Genomic DNA, 25,630 nt, shown 5'->3' with positions numbered 1-25,630 from the left:
AGTTATAAAATAAACAAACATATTTCGACTAATATATTGACATTATTACTATAAATATGTAAATATATATCTATAAACAAACATATTCAAACACACAAACACACATAGTAACAAAAGTATAAATAAGGACGGTGCAAAGCATGTTTCAAATAAATAGACACAAAAAAATCTATAACTACTTACTAGACAAGAATAATGCAACTGTCAATGAGCTAGCAGAAATATGTGATGTAGCGCCTATGACGATAAGAAGAGATCTCGACAAAATGGAAAGCGATGGACTGCTTACACGAGTTTTCGGAGGTGCAGTCATTGGCTCTAATATAGTTAAAGAAATTGCGTATGAAGAAAAAGAAAAAATTTCGATCAATGAGAAGATTTCGATTGCATCTGAAGCTTCAAAGTTAGTTTCTGATAATTCAATAATACTACTTGATTCTGGAACTACATGTATGGAAATAGCTAGAAATCTTGTAGATAGATCAAATTTAAAGGTAATAACTACAGATATACTTATAGCTGCTTACCTTATGAAATTTGAAAATATCGAGGTCTACTGTACTGGTGGTAGAGTTCAAACAGACATAGGTTGTTGTATAGACAACACTACTGTAGATTTTATCAGCAAGATTAATGCTGACATTTGCTTCTTAGGAGCTAGTGCTATAAATAACTCTCTAGATGTATCTACTTTTACAATGGATAAAGTACTTGTAAAACAGACAATGCTTAAATCTTCAGAGTATAGAATACTAGTAGTGGATGATACTAAGTTTGAAAAGAGTAGTTTTGCAAAAATTTGTGAGCTGACTGATTTCAATTTAGTAATAACAAATGGCGATATAAAAGAAAGTTTAAAAGAAACACTTATAGAAAATGGAGTAAGTTTACAGCTTGTGTAAATAGGAGGTATAAAATTATGAAGCTATATATAATAGCAGATGATCTTACAGGTGCAAATGCAACAAGTGTGTTGTTGGCAAAAGAGGGATTTAAATGTTCGAGTTTTATTGATTCCAATCTATTAAATGATAGCAATATGGAAAACTACGATGTGGTAGCAGTAAGTACAGATAGTAGAGGAATAAAAGCTAATGAAGCTTATGACAAAGTAGCAAAAGAAGTAAATCGCGTTAAACATGTAAACCCAACTTATGCAAAGAGAATAGATAGTACACTTAGAGGAAATATTGGTTCTGAAATAGACGCAGTACTAGACAACGTAAAAGATAGCGTGGCTATAGTAGTGGCTTCGTATCCAGATTCATCCAGAATATCAATTGGTGGGTTTTTACTTGTAAATTCGATTCCACTTGAGAAGACTCTAGTAGCAAAAGATCCAAAATGCCCAGTTACAAACTCTAAGATAAGCGAAATTATTAAACTTCAAACTAAACACAGTGTTGGAAATATTGGAGTAAATGAAGTTCTAAGAGGACATATTAATTTATGCGATAAAATAAAAGATCTAGCTAATTCTAATAACAGAATAATAGTTATAGATGCCGTTACCAATGACGATATTGATATAATAGCTAAAGCATCTAAAATGAGTGATTTAAATGTAATTACAGTTGATCCAGGTCCGTTTACAAGAAGTTATTTAAATGAAAAATATGGATCTTCAACAGTTGAACAAGGAAAGAAAGTATTCCTATCTATAGGAAGTGTCTCTAAAACTACAATAGGTCAAATTGAACATTTATTAGTAAGCAGAAACCCTGATTTTGTAAAGGTAGATCCATTAAAACTAATAGATGACAATCAATTAGATAAAGAAATAGATAGAGTAATATCTATAATTCGAGAAAAGCTAGAAGCAAATAAATCTAATATCTTAGGAGTATCTACTACAACTAGGGAAGAAGAGGTTCTAGATCTAAAAGCTTTATCCAAAGAATTAAAGATAGATGAAGAAGCTATATCTGTAAAAATTAACAAAGGTCTTGCAAAAATTACTGAAATAGCTTTAGAAATATCTCATTCAGCAATAGGTGCACTTTATACAAGTGGTGGAGATGTGACTATGGAAGTAATGAAGATATTAGAAGTAGAAGGTATAGACATTAAAGATGAAGTAATACCACTAGCAGTTTACGGTAGATTTATCGGTGGAAAATACAATAATATGCCAGCTATTACAAAAGGTGGACTTATCGGAGATGAAAAAACACTTCTAGTTTGTGTAGATTATCTATTAACTAAGATTTCAACACAATACTACGTTAAATAAATTAGATATAAAAAGATTAGACTAAATGAGGAGGTAATTTTATGCAAAAACCATTCATAGGTGTACCAATAGGTGACCCAGCGGGAGTCGGGCCTGAAATAGTAGTAAAATCAATAGCGAGAGAAGATACAAATAGTTATGCAAATACAGTAGTTTTCGGAGATAAAAAAGTATTAGAAAATGCTATAAAAATATGTGATTTAGATCTTGAAATAAAAGTAATAGAAGATGTTAAAGATGGCGATTACAATAATAAAACACTTAACTTAATAGATTTAGACAATATAGATATGGACAAGTTTGAATTTGGTAAAGTAAGCGGTATGTGTGGAAAAGCATCATATGAATATGTAGAAAAGTCAGTTGAATTCGCTTTAGATAAAAAGATAGATGCAGTTGCCACAACATCTATTAACAAAGAGGCATTTAAAGCTGGTAATGTACCGTATATAGGTCATACAGAAGTTTTAGAGGCTTTAACAAATACTCATAATCCTCTTACTATGTTCCAAGTTCGCGACTTAAGAGTATTCTTTTTAAGCAGACACGTTTCTTTAAGAAATGCTTGCGATTTAGTTACAGAGGAAAATATGTACGACTTTATAGTTAGATCAAAGCAGTCACTTGATGAGTTGGGAATTAAAAACGGTAAATTAGCTGTAGCTGGATTAAATCCTCACTGTGGTGAACATGGGTTATTTGGCGATGAAGAAAGATATATAGAAAAAGCAATAGAAAGAGCCAAAGCTGATGGAATAGATGTAATAGGTCCTATAGGAGCAGATTCAGTATTCTTCTTTGGTCTTCAAGGAAAATACGATGCTGTTTTATCTCTATACCATGATCAAGGTCATATAGCAACTAAAACAGTGGATTTCCACAAGACTATATCTATAACAAACAATATGCCATTTTTAAGAACTTCAGTTGATCATGGAACAGCATTTGATATAGCTGGTAAAAATATAGCCGATGAAATAAGTTTAGTTGAAGCAATAAGACTTGCAGCAGATTATGCACCTAAATTTGGCAAATAGATTTATAAGCTATACAAATTATATTTGATAACTAATATGTTAGTTTATATAAATCAATTGAAATAATTATATTAATTTTAAGGGAGAATAATGATATGGAAACAACAACATTGGTATCGTCAGGCCCACAACTTTTATTAGGGCTTGGACTAGGTATTACTCTGTTAATTTTCATGATGCTAAAGACAAAGTTGCATCCGTTTTTAGCTATGATTATCGCTGCATCTGTCACTGGACTAGTTGGCGGAATGGGAGCAGCAGACGTAGTAGGTAGCATTACAAAAGGTTTTGGTAACACACTTGGAAGTATAGGTATTATAATCGGTTTTGGTGTCATGATGGGAGAGATCTTCGAAGTATCTGGAGCTGCAAAAAAAATGGCTCAGGTATTTGTTAAGAAGCTTGGTAAAGGAAGAGAAGAGTTAGCATTAGCTATCACTGGTTTCCTTGTATCTATCCCGATATTCTGTGACTCAGGATTCGTTATACTTTCACCACTTGCTAAATCAATTTCTAGAAATACTGGAAAATCAGTTATTTCACTTGGTTTATCACTAGCAATAGGTCTTGTAATAACTCACTCATTAGTGCCTCCTACTCCTGGACCAGTTGGAGTTGCAGGTATATATGGTGCTAATGTAGGAACTGTACTACTTCTTGGTATAATATGTGCTATACCTATGACAATTGCAGGTCTTATGTACGCGAAATATATAGGTAAAAAAATGTATAGAGTGCCATCTGAAGACGGAGAAACTTATTTAACAGAATATGTTGCTCCTTCAAATGCAGATGTATTAGGTGATTCTTCTGAAGTCTTACCTTCATCTCTAATGTCATTTATGCCTATAATTGTACCAATATTATTAATACTTATAAATACAGTTGCTGCATTATTTAAATATTCTGGCCCTATGGCTGGAGCTATAGATTTCTTAGGATCTCCTATAATAGCAGTTGGTATTGGTCTTATAGTAGCAATTTATGGATTAGGTGCTAAATACGAAAGAAATGAAATAATAGGAGCAATGGAAAAAGGAATAAAATCAGCTGGTGTTATAATGCTTGTGACAGGAGCTGGTGGAGCTTTAGGTATGATAATAAGAGATAGTGGATCTGGTGATTATATAGCTGGATTGATAGCTCAAACTGCACTTCCAGCAGTAGTAATACCATTTGCTATATCTTCTATAATAAGACTTATACAAGGAAGTGGTACTGTTGCGATGACTACTGCTGCTTCAGTTACTGCACCAATGATGGCAACACTTGGCCTTAGTCCTGAACTTGCAGTTTTATCTGCTTGTATAGGTTCTCTAGTATTCTCACACTTCAATGATTCATACTTTTGGGTTGTTAATAGAACTCTTGGAGTTACTGAAGCTAAAGACCAAATTAGAGGTTATTCTATAGCTAGTACTATAGTATGGGGTGTAGGTTTTGTTGAATTATTAATAATAAGTATATTTTTATAGTGTAATGTTTGATTAAATAAATAATATGATATAAAAAAGCTGTACTGCTAGATGCTATGTAAAAGTATCTACTGTACAGTTTTTTTATTATAAATTCGAAATTAAATCAACCCAAGATCCCATTGCATTTAATAATTACCTTGAAATACTATTTAATCTGAAAAGTATATTATGACTTTACTGTAAAAAATGATAAAATAAAAAATAAGATACAAATATAATTGATATGAAATCTATATGGGAGGATTAAATTATGTATGGACCTGATCCAAATTCAATATATCCAAATAAAGATATAAAATCTATTTGTTACATAAAAAATGTAGTGACTCGCCCTAATATCATTATTGGAGAATACACATACTACGATGATATAAATGGAGCTGAGAAGTTTGAAAAACATGTTACACATCACTATGAATTTTTAGGGGATAAACTTATAGTAGGAAGATTTTGCGCTATCGCTAAAGGTATAGAATTCGTGATGAATGGTGCAAATCATAGGATGAATTCTATAACTACATATCCGTTTAATATAATGGGCTCTGGGTGGGAAAAATCAACCCCTACAAGCAAAGATTTACCGTTTAAGGGAGATACAGTAGTTGGTAATGATGTCTGGATAGGGCAGAATGTAACTGTGATGCCTGGAGTACAAATTGGAGATGGAGCTATAATTGCTGCTAATTCCGTTGTAACCAAAAACATACCAGCTTACTGTATTGCAGGGGGCAATCCTTGTAAAATTATAAAAAAAAGATTTAACGATGATCTTATTGAATATTTACTATATATTCAGTGGTGGAATTGGTCACCTGAGAAAATATTTGAGAATTTAGATATACTTTGTAGTGGAGATTTGAACCTAATTAAAAATATATAATACTATGATTTAAATTAATTAATAAATTTATAAAATGTTATATTATGTGGTATCATCTATAAACAGTAGGTATATTGACGAATAGTATATAGTATAGTACTGTTTTATACAGTTATGTAAAATCTTGTAATCTAAAGACTTAAATAAATATATAAAGTATAATTTTTAAAGTAGTTTTTTGTATATCTTAATTTATAATAAATAATAGGAAGGTGATTAAATGTCTTCTGTAGACTTAGCGATACTAGGTGATCTATATAAAGAACCTAAAAGCGCTTATGAGATTCAAAAAAGTATAGAAAAAACTGGAATATCTAAGTGGGTTAAAATAAGTACACCTTCAATATATAAAAAGACAATCCAGTTAGAGAAAAAAGGGTATTTGTCGAGCGAAAGTATAAGAGAGGGTAGAATGCCTGAAAAGACAATTTATTCTATTACCAAATTTGGAAAAGCGTATTATATGGAATTGATGAAAAAAGCCGCTAGCAATCATATAGATATAATGCTTGAATTTAATGCAGTTATTACAAACATAAATAACTTATCCAGTGAAGATGCTAATGACCTGACTAATTCAATTAGAACTAATATAGAAACTAGTATGATGGAATTAGATAAAACTTTAAGAAATACAAACGATATAGAAAACAAAGGCTTAGAAGATACAGAATTGAAAGATAAAAATCTCAAATTAAATTTTATAAATAAATCTATTGTTAAACAACAATCAAATATCTTTAAAACGCTGTATTTATGGATAAGCGACTTTAAGGACGATCTGAATAAAAACACCTAAAACAAAATTGTTTTAAAAAAGATTATAAAAAAGAGTTGACAAAATTATTGGAAGAATATATCATGAGAACAACACAAAATTAAATTAAATCTTATCCAGAGTGGTGGAGGGACTGGCCCTATGAAACCCGGCAACCAGTATATATTTATTATACATTGGTGCTAAATCCTGCAGCGTGATAGCTGAAAGATGAGTATAACTAAGCTTATTAAAGAGCCTGAGTATACTCAGGCTCTTATTTTTTATTTAAGAGCTCATCGCGATTTATTTAATTTTAAATTAAATCAAAGGGGGACAATTAAATGTCACAAAAAGAAACAATATGTGTACAAGGAAATTATAAACCAGAGAGTGGAGAAGCGAGAGTAGTGCCAATACATCAAAGTACCACTTTCAAATACGATGAATTAGATCAATTGGCTGATTTATTTGATTTAAAAGCTGCAGGACACTTTTATTCAAGACTTAGCAACCCAACAGTTCAGGCCCTAGAAGAAAAGATCAATCTATTAGAAGGTGGGGTTGGTGCACTTGCAGCATCATCAGGTCAAGCGGCGAACTTACTTGCAATACTTAATATATGCCAAGCAGGAGATAACTTCTTATGTTCTTCAAAAGTATATGGAGGTAGTATAAACTTATTTGGTCACACATTTAAGAAGTTAGGTATAGACTTAATAAAATTCAACTTAGATGATGACGCTGATAAAATAATAGCTTTAGCAAACGATAAAACAAAGGCTGTTTTTGGTGAGACATTAGCGAATCCTACACTTGAAGTACTAGATTTAGAAAAGATAGTATATGTAGGAAAAGCTCTAGATTTGCCAGTAATCATAGACAACACACTAGCTTCACCATACCTTTGCAATCCAATTGAATACGGTGTTAATATAGTAACTCATTCAACTACAAAATACTTAGATGGCCATGCTGCTGCTTTAGGGGGAATAGTTGTCGATGGAGGTAACTTCAATTGGGAGAATGGCAAATTCAAAGAATTAGTTGATCCTGATCCTTCATACCATGGATTAAGTTATACTGAAACATTCGGGCAAGCTGCTTATATAACAAAAGCGAGAGTTCAACTTTTGAGAGATCATGGAAACTGCCAAAGCCCATTTAATGCTTTCTTAACTAATCAAAATATTGAAACACTACACCTTAGAATGGAAAGACATAGTTCTAATGCTCTTGCTATAGCAAAGTTTTTACAAAATCATAAAAATATTAATTCTATAAACTATCCAGGTTTAGAAGGTAATAAGTACTACGATAATGCTACAAAATACCTTCCTAAAGGTGCAAGTGGAGTTTTATCATTCAACGTTAAAGGCGGCATAGAAAACGCCAAAAAATTTGTAGGCAAGTTAAATGTTGCGGCACTGGTTACTCATGTTGCTGATGTTAGAACTTCAGTTATTCATCCAGCATCTACTACTCATAGACAGTTATCAGAAAGTGAACTTATTGATATAGGAATACATCCGTCACTTATAAGATTATCGGTGGGAATAGAAAATGTAGATGATCTTATAGCTGATTTAGATCAGGCATTAAAGTTTTAATTCTAAATTAGCTTATTATTTAGTTTAATATTAAAGTAGCTTATATTATTTAGAGTTCTGAATTTAGAATAAATTTGTTGAAGTAAAGGAAGATGCGTTATGTCATTAATACTTACAAGAGGATTACCAGCTATAGAGATATTGGTTGATGAGGGGATTGATGTAGTCTGTGCGGAGGATTACATACTAAATAAAAATAAATACAAAAAGATTGCTATACTAAATCTTATGCCTATAAAAATTGATACAGAGTTGGATTTACTTAGAAGATTAGATAAATTTGGGGGAGATTTACTGATAGATTTTATAAATATTTCGTGTAGAAAAAGCAGAAGAGTTTGCAATGAGTATACTTCGGATTTCTATAAATCACTAAAAGATATAAAAGACACTAATTATGATGGGGTAATAATAACAGGGGCTCCGGTCGAACAAATGGAGTTTGAAGAAGTTGATTATTGGGATGAATTAAAGGATATTATAGATTTTAGCAAAACAAATTCTAAATCTACTTTATATATCTGTTGGGCGGCACAAGCAGGACTTTATAAAGATTACAATATCAAAAAACATCCACTTGAGAAAAAATGCTTTGGTGTATTTGAACATAAAGTAAATAAAGATAGTAAGATAGTAGAAAATTTTGATGAGTTGTTTTTTGCTCCTCACTCGAGACATACGACTATAGATATTAATGATATAAAAAATAACTCCGAACTAAATCTAGTTAGCTACTCTGATAAAGCTGGAGCTTATATTATTGCTAATACTAGAGATATATATGTAATGGGGCACAGCGAGTATGCTAAAGAGACATTGGATAAAGAGTACAAAAGAGATATAGAAAAGGAAGTTGAAATAGAAATACCAATAAACTACTATCCTGACGATGATCCTTTCAAAGAACCGGAAGTAAAGTGGAAGGAACATTCAGAGCTTTTATTTAAAAATTGGATAAATAATTATTTGATTTAACCACTTAGTTAATAACCTCCTTTATTAATAGAGTTGAAAAATATAACAAGAAAAAGAGAGTGTTAGGGGTAACCACTCTCTTTTTTATTGTGTACAATTGTTTCTAAGATACATCCATAGGGTATTAAGATGTTATTAATTTTTTTCTATAAATTATTTTTGTTCATTTGTTCATATAAAGTACATATTCATATGGTTTTCTATAAGTAGATAAATAACGCTATATAAATAGTAACCTTTCTATTGACTTAATAATTATATTAAGATAACATTTAATATATTAAACATTATGGTGTTAAATATTATGATTGGAAATATTTAACTATTGAATATTTAATGTATGCAACTATATTAATATTGATAAGATAAGGAGATGTTATTTATGGATGAGGTTGTTTTCAAACACAAGATTATGGAATACAATAGAAATATACATAATAAGTTTACAAATATGCTAAATGAACACTATAAACCTTTTGGTATTACATCAGTTCAAGCTGTTATTTTGCTCGACCTTTACGAAAATGGCGAAGAGAAGATAAGCGATTTAAGTAAAAATCTAAGCATGACAAACAGCAATGTCTCTGTTATATGTAAAAGACTTGAAAAAAACGGATTTATCAACCGTGTAAGAGATAGTGAGGATCAAAGGATTGTTAGGGTAGTTCTTGCAGAAAAATTTATGGATATACAAACTAACTTAGAGTCTAGCGTATTTGATAACTATTTTGAAAATCTAACTGAAGATAAAATTCAGGATATGAAAGATATAGTAAGCGGTTTAGATAAATTGGATAAATTGCTTTCTTGTATAGAGTGTAAATAACTACACCTAAGTGAAAATTAAATTAATCTTAATTGAGGAGATGACAATATGGATGAAAATAAAAATCCCAAAATACCTACTTTTTACACCTATGCTTTAATTATAATATTAGTTATGGTATTTAATATTGCGCGCCCGATGGTAGGCGATAGAAAAATAGAAGAAATAGATTATGGACGATTTATTGCTATGTTAGATGATGGGAAAGTAAAAGAAGTTGAAATTCAGCCAAATAAAATATTGATAACTCAAAAGCCAGATAATAAAAAAGAAGCTACTGAAAAAGAAAACAGCAAAAATGATAACAAAGAAAATATCAATCCTTTCGAAAGCAAAAATACAGATAATGAACTAAATGAGAAAAAATTTATCACTGGTAAAATGGATAATGATCCAGATTTAGTAAAAAGATTAGAAAAAGCTGATGTGAAATTTTCTACTGATATACCTCGTGAAAACTCTCCTCTAGTAAACTTTTTAATAGGTTGGATAATTCCGATAGCTATATTTATGTTTGTTGGGAATATGATTATGAAGTCAATGCAGAAAAAAATGGGTGGAAACTCCATGCAGTTTGGAAAGAGCAATGCTAAAGTATATGTATCTGCCAAAAGCGGAAAGACATTTGCTGATGTTGCTGGTCAAGATGAAGCAAAAGAAGCTCTTACAGAAATAGTTGACTTCCTGAACAATCCTGCTAAATACAAAAAAATAGGTGCTGAGATGCCTAAAGGAGCTCTTTTAGTTGGACCTCCAGGAACAGGTAAGACACTTCTTGCACAAGCAGTAGCTGGTGAAGCAGGAGTACCGTTCTTTTCTATTTCAGGATCAGAATTCGTAGAGATGTTTGTTGGTATGGGCGCTTCAAGGGTAAGAGACTTATTCAAACAAGCTAAAGAAAAAGCGCCTTGTATCGTATTTATAGATGAGATAGATACAATAGGTAAGAAAAGGGATAATGGCTCAGGATTTGGCGGAAATGATGAGCGTGAGCAGACTCTAAACCAACTTTTAAGTGAGATGGATGGATTTGACGGAGGTTCGGGAGTTGTTATACTAGCTGCTACGAATAGACCAGAGAGTCTTGATAAAGCTCTACTTAGACCAGGTAGATTCGATAGACGTATTCCAGTTGAACTTCCTGACTTAGGAGGTAGAGAGTCAATACTAAAAGTTCACTCTAAAAAAATAAAAATATCTGATGATATAGATTTTAATACAATAGCAAGGGCTACATCGGGAGCGTCTGGTGCTGATCTGGCAAATATAGTTAATGAATCGGCACTTAGAGCTATAAAGTGTAATAGAGATGTAGTTATGCAGGAAGATTTAGAAGAGTCTGTAGAAACTGTAATAGCAGGTTATCAACGTAAAGGAGCAGTTATATCTGCTAAGGAAAAACGTATAATTGCTTACCATGAGATAGGTCATGCGTTAGTGGCCGCTGTAGGTAAAAACTCGGCTCCTGTACACAAAATAACTATAATACCTCGTACATCAGGTGCACTTGGATACACAATGCAAGTTGCTGAACAAGAGAATGTTCTAATGAGTAAAGAAGAGGCAATCGAGAAAATTAGAACCCTAACAGGTGGTAGATCAGCAGAAGAAGTTATATTTAACACAAGCACATCTGGTGCTTCAAACGATATTGAGCAAGCAACTAAGATAGCTAGATCTATGATAGCTAGACTAGGTATGAGTGAAGAATTTGATATGATGGCTCTTGAAACAGTAAATAATCAGTACCTTGGAGGAGATGCTTCACTAGCATGTTCGCCAGATACATCAGCTAAAATTGATGAAGAGGTTTTAGCTCTAATAAAAGCTTGTCATCAAGACGCTATTCAAATTTTAAAAGACAATATAGATAAACTACATGAATTAGCTGCATACCTTCTTGAAAAAGAAACAATAACTGGTGATGAATTTATGGAGATTCTTGAAAATAAAGATAACACAAAAGAAGATATAGATTTAAATAAAGAAAGTTAATATATAAGTGTTTTGTAGATTGAAGTAGAAGTTGTATAGCTTTTACTTCAATCTATTTGTTTTTAAAGTAAGCTTTATTATATTTATAATTCAATATAGAGTTTTATTATCTAATTAATATGATGTAATTAATTCAATTAAAAAATATATAGATGTAAATAATTTAAAACTAAAATAATTTACTGATAATAATATATAATAGATATAGGACAATAATTTGAGGAGAAGATAAAAAAATATGTACGTATTAAATTTAAACACAAAGAAAGTTATTGAAAATATAGATGAAAATTTTTATAATAAAGATAATTCATATGTGATTCTTTGCAACCCTGAGAATTTGTTATATTTTAAGGACATTTTAAATATAGATGAAACTACTTATAGGGATTCACTTAGATACGACGATGTAACCAAACTGCATTTATACGATGAGTATGATTATCTGAGCTTAAATACATTTGAGATAAAAGGGAAACAAACAGTTATTGAAGAAGTGAATATTTACTTAGCGGATAACTTTATATTAGTAGTAGTTACTGAGGAACATTTTATATTTGAACTTATAAAAAATATAATGTTTCAAAGTCCTGCTCTAGAAGAAGATCCTCAAGTTGCAATTTTCCAAATAAACTACTTTATCTTTAAAGAGATAATCGTAAGTGGCTTTGAATCTTTAGAGGCAGTTGAAGACTTAATATTAGAAATAGAGGATGATCTGTCAGATAAAGTAAATAACAGTTATTCCGATAGAATAAGTTATGTTAGAGGTCTTGCAAGAGACATTGTAAAAACGATTAGACCTCTTTTATATATAGGAGATAGAGCCGTTAAAGAAAATGTCAGGTACTTAAAATATCCTAAAGTAAAAAAACACTGTATTGAAAATATGCAGAGAACTGACTTAGGTGTAGATAGATTATACAATTTTGCTATATCCACAAGAGAGCTCTCTGATAAATTGCTAGATATCTATTCATCAAAAGTAGGTGAAAAAACAAATAATTTAATAACAAAATTAACACTTGTAACAGCTATATCTGCGCCACTTACAATAATTACAGGTATATACGGTATGAACTTTAGACACATGCCTGAGCTAGGGTGGGTCTATGGATATCCGTTCATTTTACTTGTGATGATTTCTATTGTAGTTATCGGTTTTATTATTTTTAAAATAAAAAAATTATTATAATACAAATTATTTTCTTTGTTTATAAATTATCTATTTATAACCTAAAAGAGAACATTATTCGACCAATAATTTTATTTTGTTGAAAAAGATATATCAATGTTATATAATTAGACATGTAATTACATAAACTATAAGGAGGAAACAACATGCAAAAAAAAGATATTAAATGGTCAGAACTAGGATTTGACTACTTGAAAACAGACAGAAGTTACATTTCTTACTGGAAAGATGGCAGCTGGGATAATGGTGCTCTAGTAGAAGAAGATACAGTAACAATAAATCAAGGTTCTACTGCTTTACATTATGGACAACAATGTTTCGAAGGTTTAAAGGCTTACACTAATAAAGATGGTGGAATCCAATTATTTAGACCTGAGGAAAACGCTTTGAGAATGCAAAGAAGTTGTAAAAGACTTTTAATGCCTGAAGTTCCTGTAGAAAAATTTGTAAACGCTTGTATAGAACTTGTTAAAGCTAACGAAGCTTATGTTCCACCATATGGAACTGGAGCAACTTTATACTTAAGACCATTTGTTATTGGTGTAGGAGAAAATATAGGTGTTAGACCTGCTAAAGAGTACATATTTGGAATATTCTGTATGCCAGTTGGACCATACTATAAAGGTGGTATGTCTCCAGTAAACTACATAACTACTAACTACGATAGAGCAGCAGCTCATGGAACTGGTAAAGACAAAGTTGGTGGAAACTATGCAGCTAGTTTATTAGCTCATCAAGAAGCAGTTGATAAAGGATTTGCTGACTGTATATACCTAGATCCAGGTACTCATACTAAAATAGATGAGGTTGGAGCAGCTAACTTCTTTGCTATCACAAAAGATAACAGATTTGTTACTCCAGATTCATCATCAATATTACCAAGTATAACTAAATTATCTTTACTACATGTTGCAAAAGAATACTTAGGATTAGAAACAGCTCAAGAGTCTGTTTATATTGACAAACTTGATGAGTATGCTGAAGCAGGAGCTTGTGGTACTGCAGCAGTTATAACTCCTATTGGTGGAATTGAACACAATGGTAAATTACATGTATTCCACAGTGAAACAGAAGTTGGACCAATGGTTAAAAAATTATACGATACTTTATCTGGAATCCAAACTGGTGATGTAGAAGCTCCAGAAGGATGGGTAACAAAAGTTAAATAATAGAATTTAATAAATAAAAGTTGATAAAAAGGAGAATTCAAACGAATTCTCCTTTTTTATTGTAAAGATACTGCTATCTAATATACGAATCTTTATTTTTATCTATTTATTAATTTTATGAAATTGTAGTTATTAAAAAAATATGATACGATTATGACAGGATTTAATAATAATTGAATTAATATAAGGAATGATATATATGAAAAGAAAAGTATATGTAAATTTAGAAAAAAGTACATACTGCATAAGAATAGAAAATAACAGCTTTGATTCTATAGGTAAAAAAATAAAGGAAGTACATCAATGCAAAAAAGCAGTAATCATTACGGATGAAAATGTAAATAATTATTATACAGGTAGACTTGAAAGCTCTCTTCTTAAAAATGATTTCGATGTAGATTCTATAGTTATAAAACCAGGAGAAATGTCAAAGTCATTAGATAGTTTGCCCAAAATATATAATAGGCTTATTGACTTTGACGTTACCAGAAACGATTTGCTTATAGCTTTAGGTGGTGGGGTAGTGGGCGATATATGTGGATTTGTAGCATCTTCATTTTTAAGAGGGATTCCGTTTATTCAAATACCAACATCTCTACTTGCGCAAGTTGACAGTTCGGTTGGAGGGAAAGTAGGTATTAATTTAGAAAGAGGAAAAAATTTAGTTGGCAACTTTTATCATCCTAAAGCCGTTTTTATAGACCCACTTGTTCTAAATACTTTACCTGATAAGTATTTTAAAGATGGAATGGCAGAAGTCATAAAATATGGTTGTATAAAAGATAAAGACTTCTTTTATAAATTGAAGTCATTGAAAACTATAAATGAAATTACAGACAATATCGATGATATAATTTACCATTGTTGCTCGATTAAGAAAGAAATGGTAGAAAGTGATGAAAGGGATCTAAATGAAAGAATGATCCTAAACTTTGGACACACACTTGGACATGCTGTAGAAAAATACTACAATTTTGAAAAGTATACTCATGGAGAAGCTGTTGCCATTGGGATGTACAATATAGCGCTTATTGGCGAAAGAAAAGGTCTCACTAAAGATGGAACTTCTGATGAAATAAAAGACATCTTGTTAGAGCAAGGACTAGCATATAAACTAGATGTAAGTTTAAAATCCTTAATGGAGTTTATAAAAAATGATAAAAAAAATATTGGATCAACACTTAAAGTAGTATTACTTAAAGAAATCGGTGAAAGCTATATATACGATACTACTCTTGATTTCTTTGAGGAGGAAATATAATGGCAGACATAAAGTTATACCCTTCAGAATTAAATGGAGAAGTAATAGTTCCTCCATCTAAAAGTATGTCACACAGAGCCATAATCTGTGCTTCATTAGCTTCTGGAACTAGTATAATCGAAAATATAGATTTTTCTGATGATATTAATTCTACAATAAAAGCAATGAAAATACTTGGAGCTGAAATTACAGTTGAAGGAAAAAGTTTATATATACAAGGAATAAAATCTAAAGAAATGGTAAGAAAATTTGAATACAAAAAACAAGTTCAAGATAAAGAACAATTTCAAATATGCAATTATGATTTAACTAATGAAAATATAAACTTCGAAAAAAATATACCAACTGTGGACTGTAGTGAATCTGGATCTACATTAAGATTTATTATTCCTATATTTTCAGCACTTTCAAAACCTGCAAGGTATATAGGTAGAGGAAACTTAGGAAAAAGACCATTAAGTATTTACTATAAAATTTTGATGATCAAAATATCAGGTATGAGTTTAAAAGCGAAGAACTAGATTTAACAGTTTTGGATAATTTAAAACCTGGTGAATTTTATATTGAGGGAAATGTTAGCTCACAATTTATATCGGGACTAATATTTGCACTTCCTTTACTTAATGGTGACTCTAAGATATATATAACTACAGAATTTGAGTCAAAATCATACTTAGATTTAACCATATTAGTTTTAAAGTCATTTGGTATAGATATTAAAAATAAGGGTTACAGAGAGTTTACTATAAAGGGAAATCAAGAGTACAAAAATTGTAATTACAGAGTAGAGGGAGATTACTCACAAGGAGCATATTTTCTATGTGCTAATGCCCTAGGATCTGATATATCTTTATCTGGCTTAAAAGAGGATAGCCTTCAGGGAGACAAGAGAATAATTGGTATTTTAGATAGTATGGGAACATCATCAAAATTTGTAAATGATAAACTTTACAATATATCAAGAGAACTTACAGGTACGACTATAGATGCATCACAATGCCCTGACATTATTCCTGTACTTTCTTTAGTTGCAACATTAAGCAAAGGTGAAACAAAAATTGTAAATGCTCACAGGCTTAAACTTAAAGAGTGCGATAGACTAGAAGCTACAAGATTAGAACTCCTTAAATTAGGGGGAGACATAGAAGCTACAGAAGACAGCTTGATTATAAAGGGTGTTGATAAGCTTCGTGGAGGGATTAAGGTGTGGAGTCACAACGATCATAGGATTGCAATGATGCTTTCTATAGCTTCTTGTTTTTGTGAGGAAGAAATCGTCATTTGTGATAGTGAATGTATATCGAAATCGTATCCAAATTTTTACAAAGACTTCATTGAATTAGGAGGAAAAATAGATGAGTGGAATTTGGGGAAATAATATAAAAATATCTTTATTCGGGGAGTCACATGGAAATTCAATAGGAATTAACATAGATGGACTTGAGCCTGGGATAGAACTGGATTTAAGCGAGGTTTATACAGAGATGTCTAGAAGATCTCCAGGGAAAAGTCTTTTATCAAGTAAGAGAAAAGAATCAGATATGCCCGATATACTCAGTGGATATTTTGATGGTAAAACGACAGGAACGCCACTGTGTGCTGTAATAAAAAACGAGGATAAAAAATCAAATGACTACAGCAAAATAAAAGATTTAGCAAGACCTGGACATGCAGATTACACAGGTTATGTAAAGTACAACACTTTTAATGACTACAGAGGAGGAGGACACTTTTCAGGTAGACTTACAGCACCGTTAGTATTTTGCGGGGCTATTTGCAAACAGATTTTAAAAAGAAAAGGGATCTTTATAGGTTCTCATATTAAAAAAATAAATTGTATAGAAGATGTAAGTTTTGACTATGCTAATATTTCTAAAAAAGACCTTGAGGAATTAAAAAACTATCAATTCCAGTAATTGATAAATCAAAAGCTGCAGATATGGAAAAACTTATAAACTATGCAATAATGTCAACCGACTCTGTAGGTGGAGTAGTAGAGTGTGCTGTTGTCGGTCTAAAACCAGGAGTAGGAGATCCGTTTTTTGATTCTGTAGAGTCTGTCATATCTCACCTTATGTTTTCTATACCGGCAGTTAAAGGTGTAGAGTTTGGTGCCGGATTTGGAGTTGCTGATATGTATGGATCTGAATGCAATGATGAATTTTACCTTGATAAAAAGGTTATAAAAACTAAGACTAACAATAATGGTGGTATTTTAGGTGGAATCACAAATGGAATGCCTGTAATTTTTAAAGTAGCGATAAAACCTACACCATCAATAGCTAAAACTCAAAACACAGTAAATTTTAAAGATTATAAAGAAGAAAAAATAGCTATTGAGGGAAGACATGACCCATGTATAGTACAAAGGGTACTGCCGGTAATAGAGGCAGCAACAGCTATCGGAATATACGATTTATTGAGGGGTAGTATATAAATGAATAAATTAAACGATTACAGAGACGAAATTGATATAATTGATAAAGGTCTAATAGAGTTATTTGAAAAAAGACTTGATATAGTCTTAAAAGTAGCAGATCATAAAAAAGAAAACAAACTTCCTATCTATCAAGAGGGTAGAGAGAAAGTAGTCCTTAAAAAAGCAGAGGAAAATATTAAAAACGATGATTATTTAAATGAAGCATTATTATTTTTTGAATCAATTATGGATATAAGCAAATCTTTACAAAATAGAAAGAATAATAAAAATGACTAAATATATCGAAGGTTAACATAATTACATTATTGTCGACTAATCTTTGGAAATATGTAAGGTTTAAATATTGGAAATACTATATTTCACATAGTGTATACAAAATATAATTTGAGGAGCTTAATTGATATGAGATTAAAAGTAGATACAAAATTAAAAGGGAAATGTCAAGATATATGTATTGGAAGTATAGAGGCTAATGTAAAAGTTTCTAATTCTAGCAGTGAACTGTTACAATTGATAGAATCTGAATGTAAAAGAATTGAAAATACATATGACACTAAAGACGTATCATCTATAGAAAATATAAATGACTCTAGATTAGCTTATAGAAGCATCGGAAAAGATCCAACGAGATATAGACTTTCCTCAGAAGCATTATTTAGAAGAGTAAGTAAAGGTGATGGTCTGTACATAATAAACAATATAGTTGATATTAATAATTTAATATCTTTAAAAAGTGCCTATTCTGTTGGAACTTATGATTTAGATAAAATAGTTGGACAAATCAACTTCACAGTAGGTGGAGAAGGGGAAAGCTACAAAGGAATTGGAAAGGGTTCTGTAAATATTGAGAATCTTCCTGTATTTGAAGATGAAGAAGGAAAATTTGGAAGCACAACTTCCGATTCTACAAGAGCGATGATAAACGATGATTCGGTACATATACTTATGAATATAATATCTTTTAATAGTGATAAGGAACTAAATTCATATATGGATATAGCTGAAAAATTACTAGTCGATTATGCAGAAGCTAAGATAATTGATAAAAAAATAGTCCGCTAAGTAAAGCGACTTTATTGATACTATAGATAGCTGATAAATATAGATAACTAAAATAAACTAGCCAATATAGGCTAGTTTATTTTTATGTAATTACATATCGAAAATACTTCTAGAAACTTTTAAACCGATATCATCTTCGAACTTTTCGAAAATATCCGAGTACATATTTAATGTAGTAGACACGCTAGAATGCCCAATTCTCGAAGAAATAACACTTCCAGAAACTCCAGCTTCTATTAATACATATACATGAAAATGCCTTAATTCTTGAAATGTTGTCTCTGAAAGATCATTTTTTTTAATAAACTGCTTTAATTTTCTGCTTATAACATCCTCAGCGATAGGATTTGCCTTATCATCGTAAAATAGAAGATTCTGTTTAATTCCTAAAGAGTTTTTTATATTTTTTTTGGAAGACACTTCTTTTAACAATTTAAGTTTTTTCATGATTTCTTTCGGGACACTTATAGTTCTAACAATACTTTTAGATCTCGGTTCTTTTAAGATTACAGAACCATTTTCCCTGACCGATACTTTATCGACTCTAAGTGTACTATTATTAAAATCGATATTATTCCAAGTCAGTCCTAAAATTTCTGATAATTTGAGACCTACGCCACTAGCCAGATACAATGGAATTTCAAGAATTGTATCTTTGGAATGCTCAAGTATATCCTTTATATCATTTTTATTAAATTCTCTTTTAAGTTTATAATTAGATTCAATGTTATCTATTTTTATAAACTTTGCTACATTTCGATTGAGTAATCCACAGTCTACTGCGAAATCTAATGATAGCCTCAGTATATTTAGGTGGATGTTTAAAGTTTTAACACTTAACGAACTTCTAAGTTTATCGATGTAGTCTATTATATCTTGAGATTTTAATTCATGAATTTTAAAATTTCCAATCAATGGTTCTATGTATTTTTCAAAAATTCTGATGTAGTAGTTGTATGAAGAAGGGGAGAGGTTCTCCTGTCTTTCAGATAGATACTTCAACATTAGTTCGTTTATACTCATATCACTAACAACGGGTTCATCATTTAAAAGGCTATTTTTTAACTCGATCATTCTTTTCGTTGCTTCTTTTTTCTTTTCAAAAGATCCCATATTTTTTTGTTTTCTTTTACTCGTATCTGAATCTTTGTATTCCAAGTAGACTATATAGTTTTTACTCCTCTTTCTAATAAATACACTTCCCATAGTTTACAACCTCCTAATAGAGCTAGATATATTATATCATCAGCAGATGAAAAAGCAAAACAACAACTGAATTATTACTGACATAAGATAACTAATACTCCTATGTTATTGTATTTACAAAGGTATATTAAACATAACATAAAACATTTATTTTATGATATGTTCAATGTCTAGAATTTTATAAAACATATAATCACCAATTATTTACAATGAAAGGAGGGTAATAATTATCATCTTTATAATATAATTAATTACTGTATAAATTTAAGAACCTTTGATGCCTTAATTTTGTATTCTAATAATGAGACTATTATTTAATTAAGGAGAGGAAGAGGATATAATGAATCATCAGTATTCTCAAATGAAGCCCTTAGAAAGTAAGAACTGCATCCTAAGGGAAGTTAGGCTGGAAGATGCAAAAGATCTATACGAGTACTATAAATTAGATATAGTTGTAAAATATCTACCTATTAATAGACATACAAGTATAAGTAAGACTAGAAAATTTATTAAAGAGTTTTTTATCTATAACTACAACAAAGGTAGAGTAGGGCATTATGCAATTATATCTAAAAAAGATAACAAAGTTATAGGAAATATGGGCTTTAACAATATAGATGTTAATGCTGAAGAAGCTGAGATAGGAATTTGTATCAATCCAGCTTATTGGGGCCATGGTTATGCAACTGAAATAACCGAACCTTTGATAAGGTATGGATTTAATGAATTAAACCTAAAAAGGATAATAGCGGAGACATATAAAGAAAATATTAACTCTACCAAACCCCTAAAGAACTTAGGTTTTAGATATCTTGATACTGTTAGCAAAAACTTCTCTAAACAATCTATGGGTAATAAAAATTTAAAATTTAAAACTACTTCAAGTAGTGGAATTTTGTGTTATAGATATGAACTGTTAAAACAAAGATATAATAGATACTGTTGTTATCGATAAATTATTTGTATTAATCAAACTTAATTAAACATCTATTTATATAAAAATAGGTCTTAATATATAAGGAAAGAATTACTAGAACCTTTCTAAATCTATTATAAGACCTATTTTTATTTATATTTATGATCCTAAGACTTTAAATCCTTTTCCATAAACCTCTTTGACATCTGACACAATTACAAATGCCTCTGGATCTACATCTTTGACTAGTCTATTTAAGAACAACTCTTGTTTTTTTGTAACTACTACAAATAGCACTTCTTTGCTTGTTTTAGTATATCCGCCTTTACCATCTAAGATTGTAAGACCTCTATTTAACTCTTTAGTAATGGCGCTTCTAACTTTTTCAGGTTCTTCTGATATAATATAAAACGCTCTAGAAGAGTTAACACCTTCTACTATGATATCAGCAACCTTTACTATAACAATTAGTGCCATTCCAGAATATAATGCCGTTTCAATACTGCGATTTACAAAACCAGATGATATAACTATCATACCATCTAAACAACTCATAAATTTAGTAACCTTAATTCCAGGAAACTTCTTGCTAAGTATTAAGGCAATTAGGTCAGTCCCTCCAGTAGAAGCATCGGCTTTAAACATAATTCCGAGACCTATCCCAACTAACAATCCACCAGAGATTGAAGAAAGAATTAAATCCTCAGTAAAATGCATTCTAGATAATGGATCTGTCAATTGTACTATTGCAGAAAATAAAACTGTACCAAATAATGTCTTTAATGAATTTTTTAAACCCATTATTCTAAACGCAAGTATTACTAGTGGAACTCCTATAAGCATCATTACAACAGAAACAGGAAGACCTGTAATTTTGTTAAACAATAAAGAAAGACCACTAAGACCACCAGGAGCAATTGTGTGGGGTTTCAAAAAGGCATTTATACCGACACTCATTGAAATACAACCCATAACTAAACCTGTCATCTCTATCAAAATAGGCAATTTACGCTTTTTCATAGTATCACCTCCTCATTGGCTCCAATATGATATTATAACAGTAAAAGCACTTTTTTTAAAGCTATTTCAGCAATAAAAATCATAATAAAAATAATTCTGATTTGTAATATCATTTTACATCTTATTATGATAAATATGGTATAATAATATTTGAAAGCGATGCAAAAATCGATAAATAAATCTGAAAGGAATTGATTATATGAAGGTAACATTACCAGAAACAGCAGCGGAAACACTAAAAAATATTTTAGATGATAATAAAGATAAACCAAATAGCATAAGAGTTTATTTTGAAGGTGTCGGATGCAGTGGACCATCTTTTGGACTAGCTCTTGATGAACAAAAGAAAGACGATTTCGCTTACGAAACCGGTGGACTAAACTTTATCATGAACATGGCAGATTACCAAGAATATGGTGATATTGTCATAGAAGACAGTGGATACGGTTTTAGAGTTGTGCCTGAAAACATGGATGACATGGGTGGTTGCTCTGGTTGCTCTGGATGTGGCAATTAATTTAGTGTCATAATTTGAAAACCAAAATAAGTTTGCTATAACTATATACAATATATTAGGAGTAATCGTAGAATTTTATATTTATTTAAAAGAATAAAGTGAACGAAATTACACCTAAACTGCAAGGAAACAAAGACCTCTCATAGAAATAATTATGTATACATTTGTAAATATAATTTTTTATGGGAGGTTATTATGATTTTAAATGCTTTTTTACCTTTGTTGATTTCAGTCACAGCTTTATCACCTGCGAGTAGTACAGATAAAGTTTTGACAGAATCTCAACTTAAAGATATTTTTCCTGATTCGAACTTGAGAACTGTAATAAAAAGATACATACACCCTGATGAACTTACTATAAGTAAGGTAAAATCTTTAGATGGAGAGTTTTATGCTTCTGGAGAGAAAATCACAAACTTAGAAGGAATATCTTACCTAGAAAATATCGATGACTTTGTTTTTTGGAACAACAATATCAAAGAGTTGCCTAAAGAGATCACCGAATTAAAAGATATAGATTCTTTAAATTTGGCAAATAACTATATAACAGAGCCTAATGTGATAAATGAACTTAAAGAAAGAGGCGTGGACGTAAACAGCGATTTGAACTTTATAAACTCAGAAGAAAACCAATATAAATTGGATACAAAGCACAACTCTATAAATATAGCTGTAGATGAAAAATTTGATCTAAGAAATGTTTTATCTAAGAATATAGACGACTATTATAAACACTGGGAGACTACAGATGAACTTCCGAAAGATTTAAATTTAATTGTTACTGCAGAAAATGATGTTGTTAACATTAATAATATGATAATAACAGGAAAGAAAATTGGAAAATCAAAAATAAGAGTTGAGATAAACAAAGATGAAAATTCATCTCAAATTGTAATGATAAACGTTAATGTTAAATAAAATGAATATTTTAGGTATTGAATAAAAACTAGCTGATTCTCCAAAGCTAGTTTTTTATTGTCCATATAGTTCTGCTACTTAGAAATATTTCTTCGATTCAAATCATATTATTAAGTATGGCAGCTTATAGGAGGATGATAGTATGCAATTTAAATATTTAAACTGGTATACACAAGCTATTGGGGCTACCTTTGGTATGTTATCCTGTATATTTGGATACCTCAATGGTTTTATGTTTGTTTTATTAAATGATCCAAGCAAATATATAGAAAATATAGGGATACTTGGAGTTATATCAAGTTATACTTTATTACCGTTTTGTATTTTGACCTTTATACTTGCACTTATTAGATCTTATACAATTGAAATAGAAGAGAAGAAATTGTTTGGTTTTTCATTTTTATATCTAAACAATAAGATATCTATACTTACAGTATTACTAGGTATTATTGGGAGCAGGCACTTTTTTATAATACCAGCTATACTAATATTGTTTAATCAGTTCAGTTATAAATTTATTAAAAAGGTTGAAAATAATGAAGAACTTGATTCTAATATTAATAAAACGAAAGAAAAATTTGCAGTCATAACTGAGAACTTATCTGAAAACACGGATGTATATGTAGATTTGGAATTAGAAAAAAATATAGAAATAGACTCACCTGAAAGTAGTAAAGAGTTTACTTAAATTAAAGTGTCGATTTAGCATCGACATTTTTTGTTTTATTCTTTTAAATTAATATCGGACCTATGTAATAATACAAGGGATTAAAAAGAGTATTAATGAAATAAATAATAAAGATGATAGAAAAAACTCATTTTATTATTTTTGTAATTGCGAAGCAGATCTAAAGATACCAATGGTATTGATAAATAATACTATTTAAGTTTTACAGGATCAAATTATAATATATAAATTGAAAATTCTAGTTAATAGAAAATGCTTATGACAACATATATTTAAATAGTTTTTAACAATTTGTTTATTTACGTCTAATGATGTAAAGTATTTTTTGATTGATAAATTTATAACTCGGAGAGGAGAACAAATTATGAATTATACAATTAATAAAGATCAAATGACCCCAAAAGAAAGAATGCAGGCTTTTGGAGCGGGTAAAGAAATTGATAGAATACCATGTTCACCATTTTTAGGAGAAAGCGTTGCGCCTTCTTTTGGATATTCAATATATGATTATAATCATTCTGTAGATGTACTAGTGGACGTAGCAGTTAAAAGTTTCGAAAAGTTTCGTCCAGATAGCATTGGATTTGGGCCAGGGCTTCAAGGAATACCAGAGGCGATGGGGAGTGGAGTCGTATTTCCATTAAACAATACGCCTTTTATAAATAAACCAGCTATATGCGATTATAGTGAAATAGGAAAATTAAGACCTATAGATCCTTATAAAGATGGAAGAATACATTACTTTTTAGAAGCACTTAAAATAACTAATGAAAAATTAAGCTGTGAAGTAGGGGTAGGAACTTCTGTAGGCGGTCCTTTTACTTTAGCATCTTTTTTAAGAGGTACTGATAATTTTTTAAGAGATTTAACAAAAAATAAAGAAAAGGCACATGAACTTTTAGAAATTTCAACTCAAAGTGTTATAAATTATATTGATGCAGCTTGTGATATAGGCTTAACTCCTGGTCTTGCTGAGCCAATTGCATCTTGTACAATGATAAGCCGAAAAAACTTTGAAGAATTTGCAAAACCATACTTAAAAAAGTGTATGGATAGAATTATAGAAAGAACCGGAGGAGGATCGACACTTCATATTTGTGGCAAGACAAAAAAAGTATGGGGTCATATGGTTGATATAGGGATAGCTAATCTAAGTTTAGATAATATAGAGGATATAGGAGAATTAAAAGAAGCATATGGTGATAAAGTATGCTTAATCGGAAATGTGGACCCTGTTGAAACAATTATGAGAGGTACAATAGAGGATATATATATGGAAGCAAAAGAATGTATAATTAAAGGCCATGATAGTATGAAAGGGTTTATATTAAGTACTGGTTGCGATGTACCTATAGGAACGGATCCTAAAAAAATAATAGCATTAATGGATGCTGCAAGGATATTCGGATCTAGCAAAATAAATATTAATGAATTATAAAAAGGAGAT

24 protein-coding genes, 1 pseudogene and 1 riboswitch are annotated in these 25,630 nt (G+C 30.5%); of the genes and pseudogenes, 23 read left to right on the top strand and 2 right to left on the bottom strand.

What is annotated here, in order from left to right:
* The first annotated feature begins 140 nt into the window (after positions 1-140).
* From T473_RS0107795 to T473_RS0107715, 18 genes and pseudogenes are all read left to right on the top strand, one after another.
* The gene (locus T473_RS0107795; protein WP_024621405.1) at positions 141-902 is read left to right on the top strand and encodes a DeoR/GlpR family DNA-binding transcription regulator; all 762 of its coding nucleotides are present in this window, start codon (positions 141-143) and stop codon (positions 900-902) included.
* Positions 903-919: 17 nt separating this feature from the next.
* A complete protein-coding gene (locus T473_RS0107790; protein WP_051365888.1) occupies positions 920-2,233 on the top strand; it encodes a four-carbon acid sugar kinase family protein in 1,314 nt (437 codons plus the stop codon).
* A 41-nt stretch (positions 2,234-2,274) separates the two neighbouring features.
* Positions 2,275-3,270, top strand: a complete 996-nt coding sequence (pdxA, locus tag T473_RS0107785; protein WP_024621403.1) for a 4-hydroxythreonine-4-phosphate dehydrogenase PdxA — start codon at positions 2,275-2,277, stop codon at positions 3,268-3,270.
* A gap of 95 nt (positions 3,271-3,365) precedes the next feature.
* Positions 3,366-4,745, top strand: a complete 1,380-nt coding sequence (locus tag T473_RS0107780; RefSeq protein ID WP_024621402.1) for a GntP family permease — start codon at positions 3,366-3,368, stop codon at positions 4,743-4,745.
* Positions 4,746-4,998: 253 nt separating this feature from the next.
* The gene (locus T473_RS0107775) at positions 4,999-5,628 is read left to right on the top strand and encodes a Vat family streptogramin A O-acetyltransferase (protein WP_416361122.1); all 630 of its coding nucleotides are present in this window, start codon (positions 4,999-5,001) and stop codon (positions 5,626-5,628) included.
* A 220-nt stretch (positions 5,629-5,848) separates the two neighbouring features.
* Positions 5,849-6,427, top strand: coding sequence for a PadR family transcriptional regulator (locus tag T473_RS0107770; RefSeq protein ID WP_024621400.1), 579 nt, complete (start codon positions 5,849-5,851; stop codon positions 6,425-6,427).
* An 88-nt stretch (positions 6,428-6,515) separates the two neighbouring features.
* Positions 6,516-6,623, top strand: a riboswitch (SAM riboswitch).
* Between the two features lie 106 nt (positions 6,624-6,729).
* Complete coding sequence (locus tag T473_RS0107765) at positions 6,730-7,995, top strand: O-acetylhomoserine aminocarboxypropyltransferase/cysteine synthase family protein (protein WP_024621399.1); 1,266 nt, start codon at positions 6,730-6,732, stop codon at positions 7,993-7,995.
* Positions 7,996-8,094: 99 nt separating this feature from the next.
* Positions 8,095-8,970 (top strand): homoserine O-succinyltransferase, encoded by an 876-nt coding sequence (locus tag T473_RS0107760; protein ID WP_024621398.1) that lies wholly within the window; start codon positions 8,095-8,097, stop codon positions 8,968-8,970.
* A 382-nt stretch (positions 8,971-9,352) separates the two neighbouring features.
* Positions 9,353-9,796 (top strand): MarR family winged helix-turn-helix transcriptional regulator, encoded by a 444-nt coding sequence (locus tag T473_RS0107755; protein ID WP_024621397.1) that lies wholly within the window; start codon positions 9,353-9,355, stop codon positions 9,794-9,796.
* A gap of 48 nt (positions 9,797-9,844) precedes the next feature.
* Positions 9,845-11,791, top strand: a complete 1,947-nt coding sequence (gene ftsH / locus T473_RS0107750) for an ATP-dependent zinc metalloprotease FtsH (RefSeq protein WP_024621396.1) — start codon at positions 9,845-9,847, stop codon at positions 11,789-11,791.
* A 238-nt stretch (positions 11,792-12,029) separates the two neighbouring features.
* On the top strand, positions 12,030-12,986 hold the full coding sequence (locus T473_RS0107745) for a magnesium transporter CorA family protein (RefSeq protein ID WP_024621395.1): 957 nt from the start codon (positions 12,030-12,032) through the stop codon (positions 12,984-12,986).
* A 146-nt stretch (positions 12,987-13,132) separates the two neighbouring features.
* Entirely contained in the window at positions 13,133-14,155 is a 1,023-nt protein-coding gene (locus T473_RS0107740) for a branched-chain amino acid aminotransferase (protein ID WP_024621394.1), read from the top strand.
* 199 nt (positions 14,156-14,354) lie between these two features.
* Positions 14,355-15,416, top strand: a complete 1,062-nt coding sequence (gene aroB, locus T473_RS0107735; RefSeq protein WP_024621393.1) for a 3-dehydroquinate synthase — start codon at positions 14,355-14,357, stop codon at positions 15,414-15,416.
* Positions 15,416-15,937 carry a 3-phosphoshikimate 1-carboxyvinyltransferase gene (locus T473_RS19730; protein ID WP_330369422.1) on the top strand — a complete coding sequence of 174 codons (522 nt, stop codon included), beginning with the start codon at positions 15,416-15,418 and terminating at the stop codon, positions 15,935-15,937. Before aroB ends, T473_RS19730 begins: the two co-directional genes overlap by 1 nt.
* 11 nt (positions 15,938-15,948) lie before the next feature.
* On the top strand, positions 15,949-16,794 hold the full coding sequence (locus tag T473_RS19725; RefSeq protein ID WP_330369421.1) for a 3-phosphoshikimate 1-carboxyvinyltransferase: 846 nt from the start codon (positions 15,949-15,951) through the stop codon (positions 16,792-16,794).
* Positions 16,772-17,853 (top strand): annotated as a pseudogene (aroC, locus tag T473_RS20105) (chorismate synthase). Before T473_RS19725 ends, aroC begins: the two are co-directional and overlap by 23 nt.
* Positions 17,854-18,132, top strand: a complete 279-nt coding sequence (locus T473_RS0107720; RefSeq protein ID WP_024621392.1) for a chorismate mutase — start codon at positions 17,854-17,856, stop codon at positions 18,130-18,132.
* Between the two features lie 126 nt (positions 18,133-18,258).
* A complete protein-coding gene (locus T473_RS0107715; RefSeq protein WP_024621391.1) occupies positions 18,259-18,918 on the top strand; it encodes a B3/B4 domain-containing protein in 660 nt (219 codons plus the stop codon).
* Positions 18,919-19,008: 90 nt separating this feature from the next.
* Here the strand turns inward: T473_RS0107715 and T473_RS0107710 are convergent, their stop codons facing one another.
* Complete coding sequence (locus tag T473_RS0107710) at positions 19,009-20,124, bottom strand: tyrosine-type recombinase/integrase (protein ID WP_024621390.1); 1,116 nt, start codon at positions 20,122-20,124, stop codon at positions 19,009-19,011.
* A gap of 340 nt (positions 20,125-20,464) precedes the next feature.
* Here T473_RS0107710 and T473_RS0107705 point away from each other — a divergent pair, with 340 nt between their 5' ends.
* Entirely contained in the window at positions 20,465-21,079 is a 615-nt protein-coding gene (locus T473_RS0107705; protein ID WP_051365887.1) for a GNAT family N-acetyltransferase, read from the top strand.
* A gap of 120 nt (positions 21,080-21,199) precedes the next feature.
* On the opposite strand, the gene T473_RS0107700 is transcribed toward T473_RS0107705, so the two are convergent.
* A complete protein-coding gene (locus T473_RS0107700; RefSeq protein WP_024621388.1) occupies positions 21,200-22,060 on the bottom strand; it encodes a YitT family protein in 861 nt (286 codons plus the stop codon).
* Between the two features lie 199 nt (positions 22,061-22,259).
* Between T473_RS0107700 and T473_RS0107695 the strand changes: the two genes are divergently transcribed.
* The 4 genes from T473_RS0107695 (at position 22,260) to T473_RS0107680 (ending at position 25,621) form a co-directional block, all read left to right on the top strand.
* Complete coding sequence (locus tag T473_RS0107695) at positions 22,260-22,577, top strand: Fe-S cluster assembly protein HesB (protein WP_024621387.1); 318 nt, start codon at positions 22,260-22,262, stop codon at positions 22,575-22,577.
* Between the two features lie 195 nt (positions 22,578-22,772).
* A complete protein-coding gene (locus T473_RS0107690) occupies positions 22,773-23,495 on the top strand; it encodes a leucine-rich repeat domain-containing protein (protein WP_024621386.1) in 723 nt (240 codons plus the stop codon).
* Between the two features lie 142 nt (positions 23,496-23,637).
* A complete protein-coding gene (locus T473_RS0107685) occupies positions 23,638-24,183 on the top strand; it encodes a hypothetical protein (RefSeq protein WP_024621385.1) in 546 nt (181 codons plus the stop codon).
* Positions 24,184-24,547: 364 nt separating this feature from the next.
* A complete protein-coding gene (locus tag T473_RS0107680; RefSeq protein ID WP_029791622.1) occupies positions 24,548-25,621 on the top strand; it encodes a uroporphyrinogen decarboxylase family protein in 1,074 nt (357 codons plus the stop codon).
* The last annotated feature ends 9 nt before the right edge of the window (positions 25,622-25,630 follow it).

This window comes from Clostridioides mangenotii TR (assembly GCF_000498755.1).
Lineage (GTDB): Bacteria > Bacillota > Clostridia > Peptostreptococcales > Peptostreptococcaceae > Metaclostridioides > Metaclostridioides mangenotii_A.
Note: the sequence above shows the minus strand (reverse complement) of the source record. Positions and strands in the feature narration are given on the sequence as shown.

Coding starts and splice junctions, on each gene's coding strand:
- T473_RS0107795 (WP_024621405.1), top strand. CDS start 141: ATGTTTCAAATAAATAGACACAAAAAAATCTATAACTACTTACTAGAC.
- T473_RS0107790 (WP_051365888.1), top strand. CDS start 920: ATGAAGCTATATATAATAGCAGATGATCTTACAGGTGCAAATGCAACA.
- pdxA (WP_024621403.1), top strand. CDS start 2,275: ATGCAAAAACCATTCATAGGTGTACCAATAGGTGACCCAGCGGGAGTC.
- T473_RS0107780 (WP_024621402.1), top strand. CDS start 3,366: ATGGAAACAACAACATTGGTATCGTCAGGCCCACAACTTTTATTAGGG.
- T473_RS0107775 (WP_416361122.1), top strand. CDS start 4,999: ATGTATGGACCTGATCCAAATTCAATATATCCAAATAAAGATATAAAA.
- T473_RS0107770 (WP_024621400.1), top strand. CDS start 5,849: ATGTCTTCTGTAGACTTAGCGATACTAGGTGATCTATATAAAGAACCT.
- T473_RS0107765 (WP_024621399.1), top strand. CDS start 6,730: ATGTCACAAAAAGAAACAATATGTGTACAAGGAAATTATAAACCAGAG.
- T473_RS0107760 (WP_024621398.1), top strand. CDS start 8,095: ATGTCATTAATACTTACAAGAGGATTACCAGCTATAGAGATATTGGTT.
- T473_RS0107755 (WP_024621397.1), top strand. CDS start 9,353: ATGGATGAGGTTGTTTTCAAACACAAGATTATGGAATACAATAGAAAT.
- ftsH (WP_024621396.1), top strand. CDS start 9,845: ATGGATGAAAATAAAAATCCCAAAATACCTACTTTTTACACCTATGCT.
- T473_RS0107745 (WP_024621395.1), top strand. CDS start 12,030: ATGTACGTATTAAATTTAAACACAAAGAAAGTTATTGAAAATATAGAT.
- T473_RS0107740 (WP_024621394.1), top strand. CDS start 13,133: ATGCAAAAAAAAGATATTAAATGGTCAGAACTAGGATTTGACTACTTG.
- aroB (WP_024621393.1), top strand. CDS start 14,355: ATGAAAAGAAAAGTATATGTAAATTTAGAAAAAAGTACATACTGCATA.
- T473_RS19730 (WP_330369422.1), top strand. CDS start 15,416: ATGGCAGACATAAAGTTATACCCTTCAGAATTAAATGGAGAAGTAATA.
- T473_RS0107720 (WP_024621392.1), top strand. CDS start 17,854: ATGAATAAATTAAACGATTACAGAGACGAAATTGATATAATTGATAAA.
- T473_RS0107715 (WP_024621391.1), top strand. CDS start 18,259: ATGAGATTAAAAGTAGATACAAAATTAAAAGGGAAATGTCAAGATATA.
- T473_RS0107710 (WP_024621390.1), bottom strand. CDS start 20,124: ATGGGAAGTGTATTTATTAGAAAGAGGAGTAAAAACTATATAGTCTAC.
- T473_RS0107705 (WP_051365887.1), top strand. CDS start 20,465: ATGAATCATCAGTATTCTCAAATGAAGCCCTTAGAAAGTAAGAACTGC.
- T473_RS0107700 (WP_024621388.1), bottom strand. CDS start 22,060: ATGAAAAAGCGTAAATTGCCTATTTTGATAGAGATGACAGGTTTAGTT.
- T473_RS0107695 (WP_024621387.1), top strand. CDS start 22,260: ATGAAGGTAACATTACCAGAAACAGCAGCGGAAACACTAAAAAATATT.
- T473_RS0107690 (WP_024621386.1), top strand. CDS start 22,773: ATGATTTTAAATGCTTTTTTACCTTTGTTGATTTCAGTCACAGCTTTA.
- T473_RS0107685 (WP_024621385.1), top strand. CDS start 23,638: ATGCAATTTAAATATTTAAACTGGTATACACAAGCTATTGGGGCTACC.
- T473_RS0107680 (WP_029791622.1), top strand. CDS start 24,548: ATGAATTATACAATTAATAAAGATCAAATGACCCCAAAAGAAAGAATG.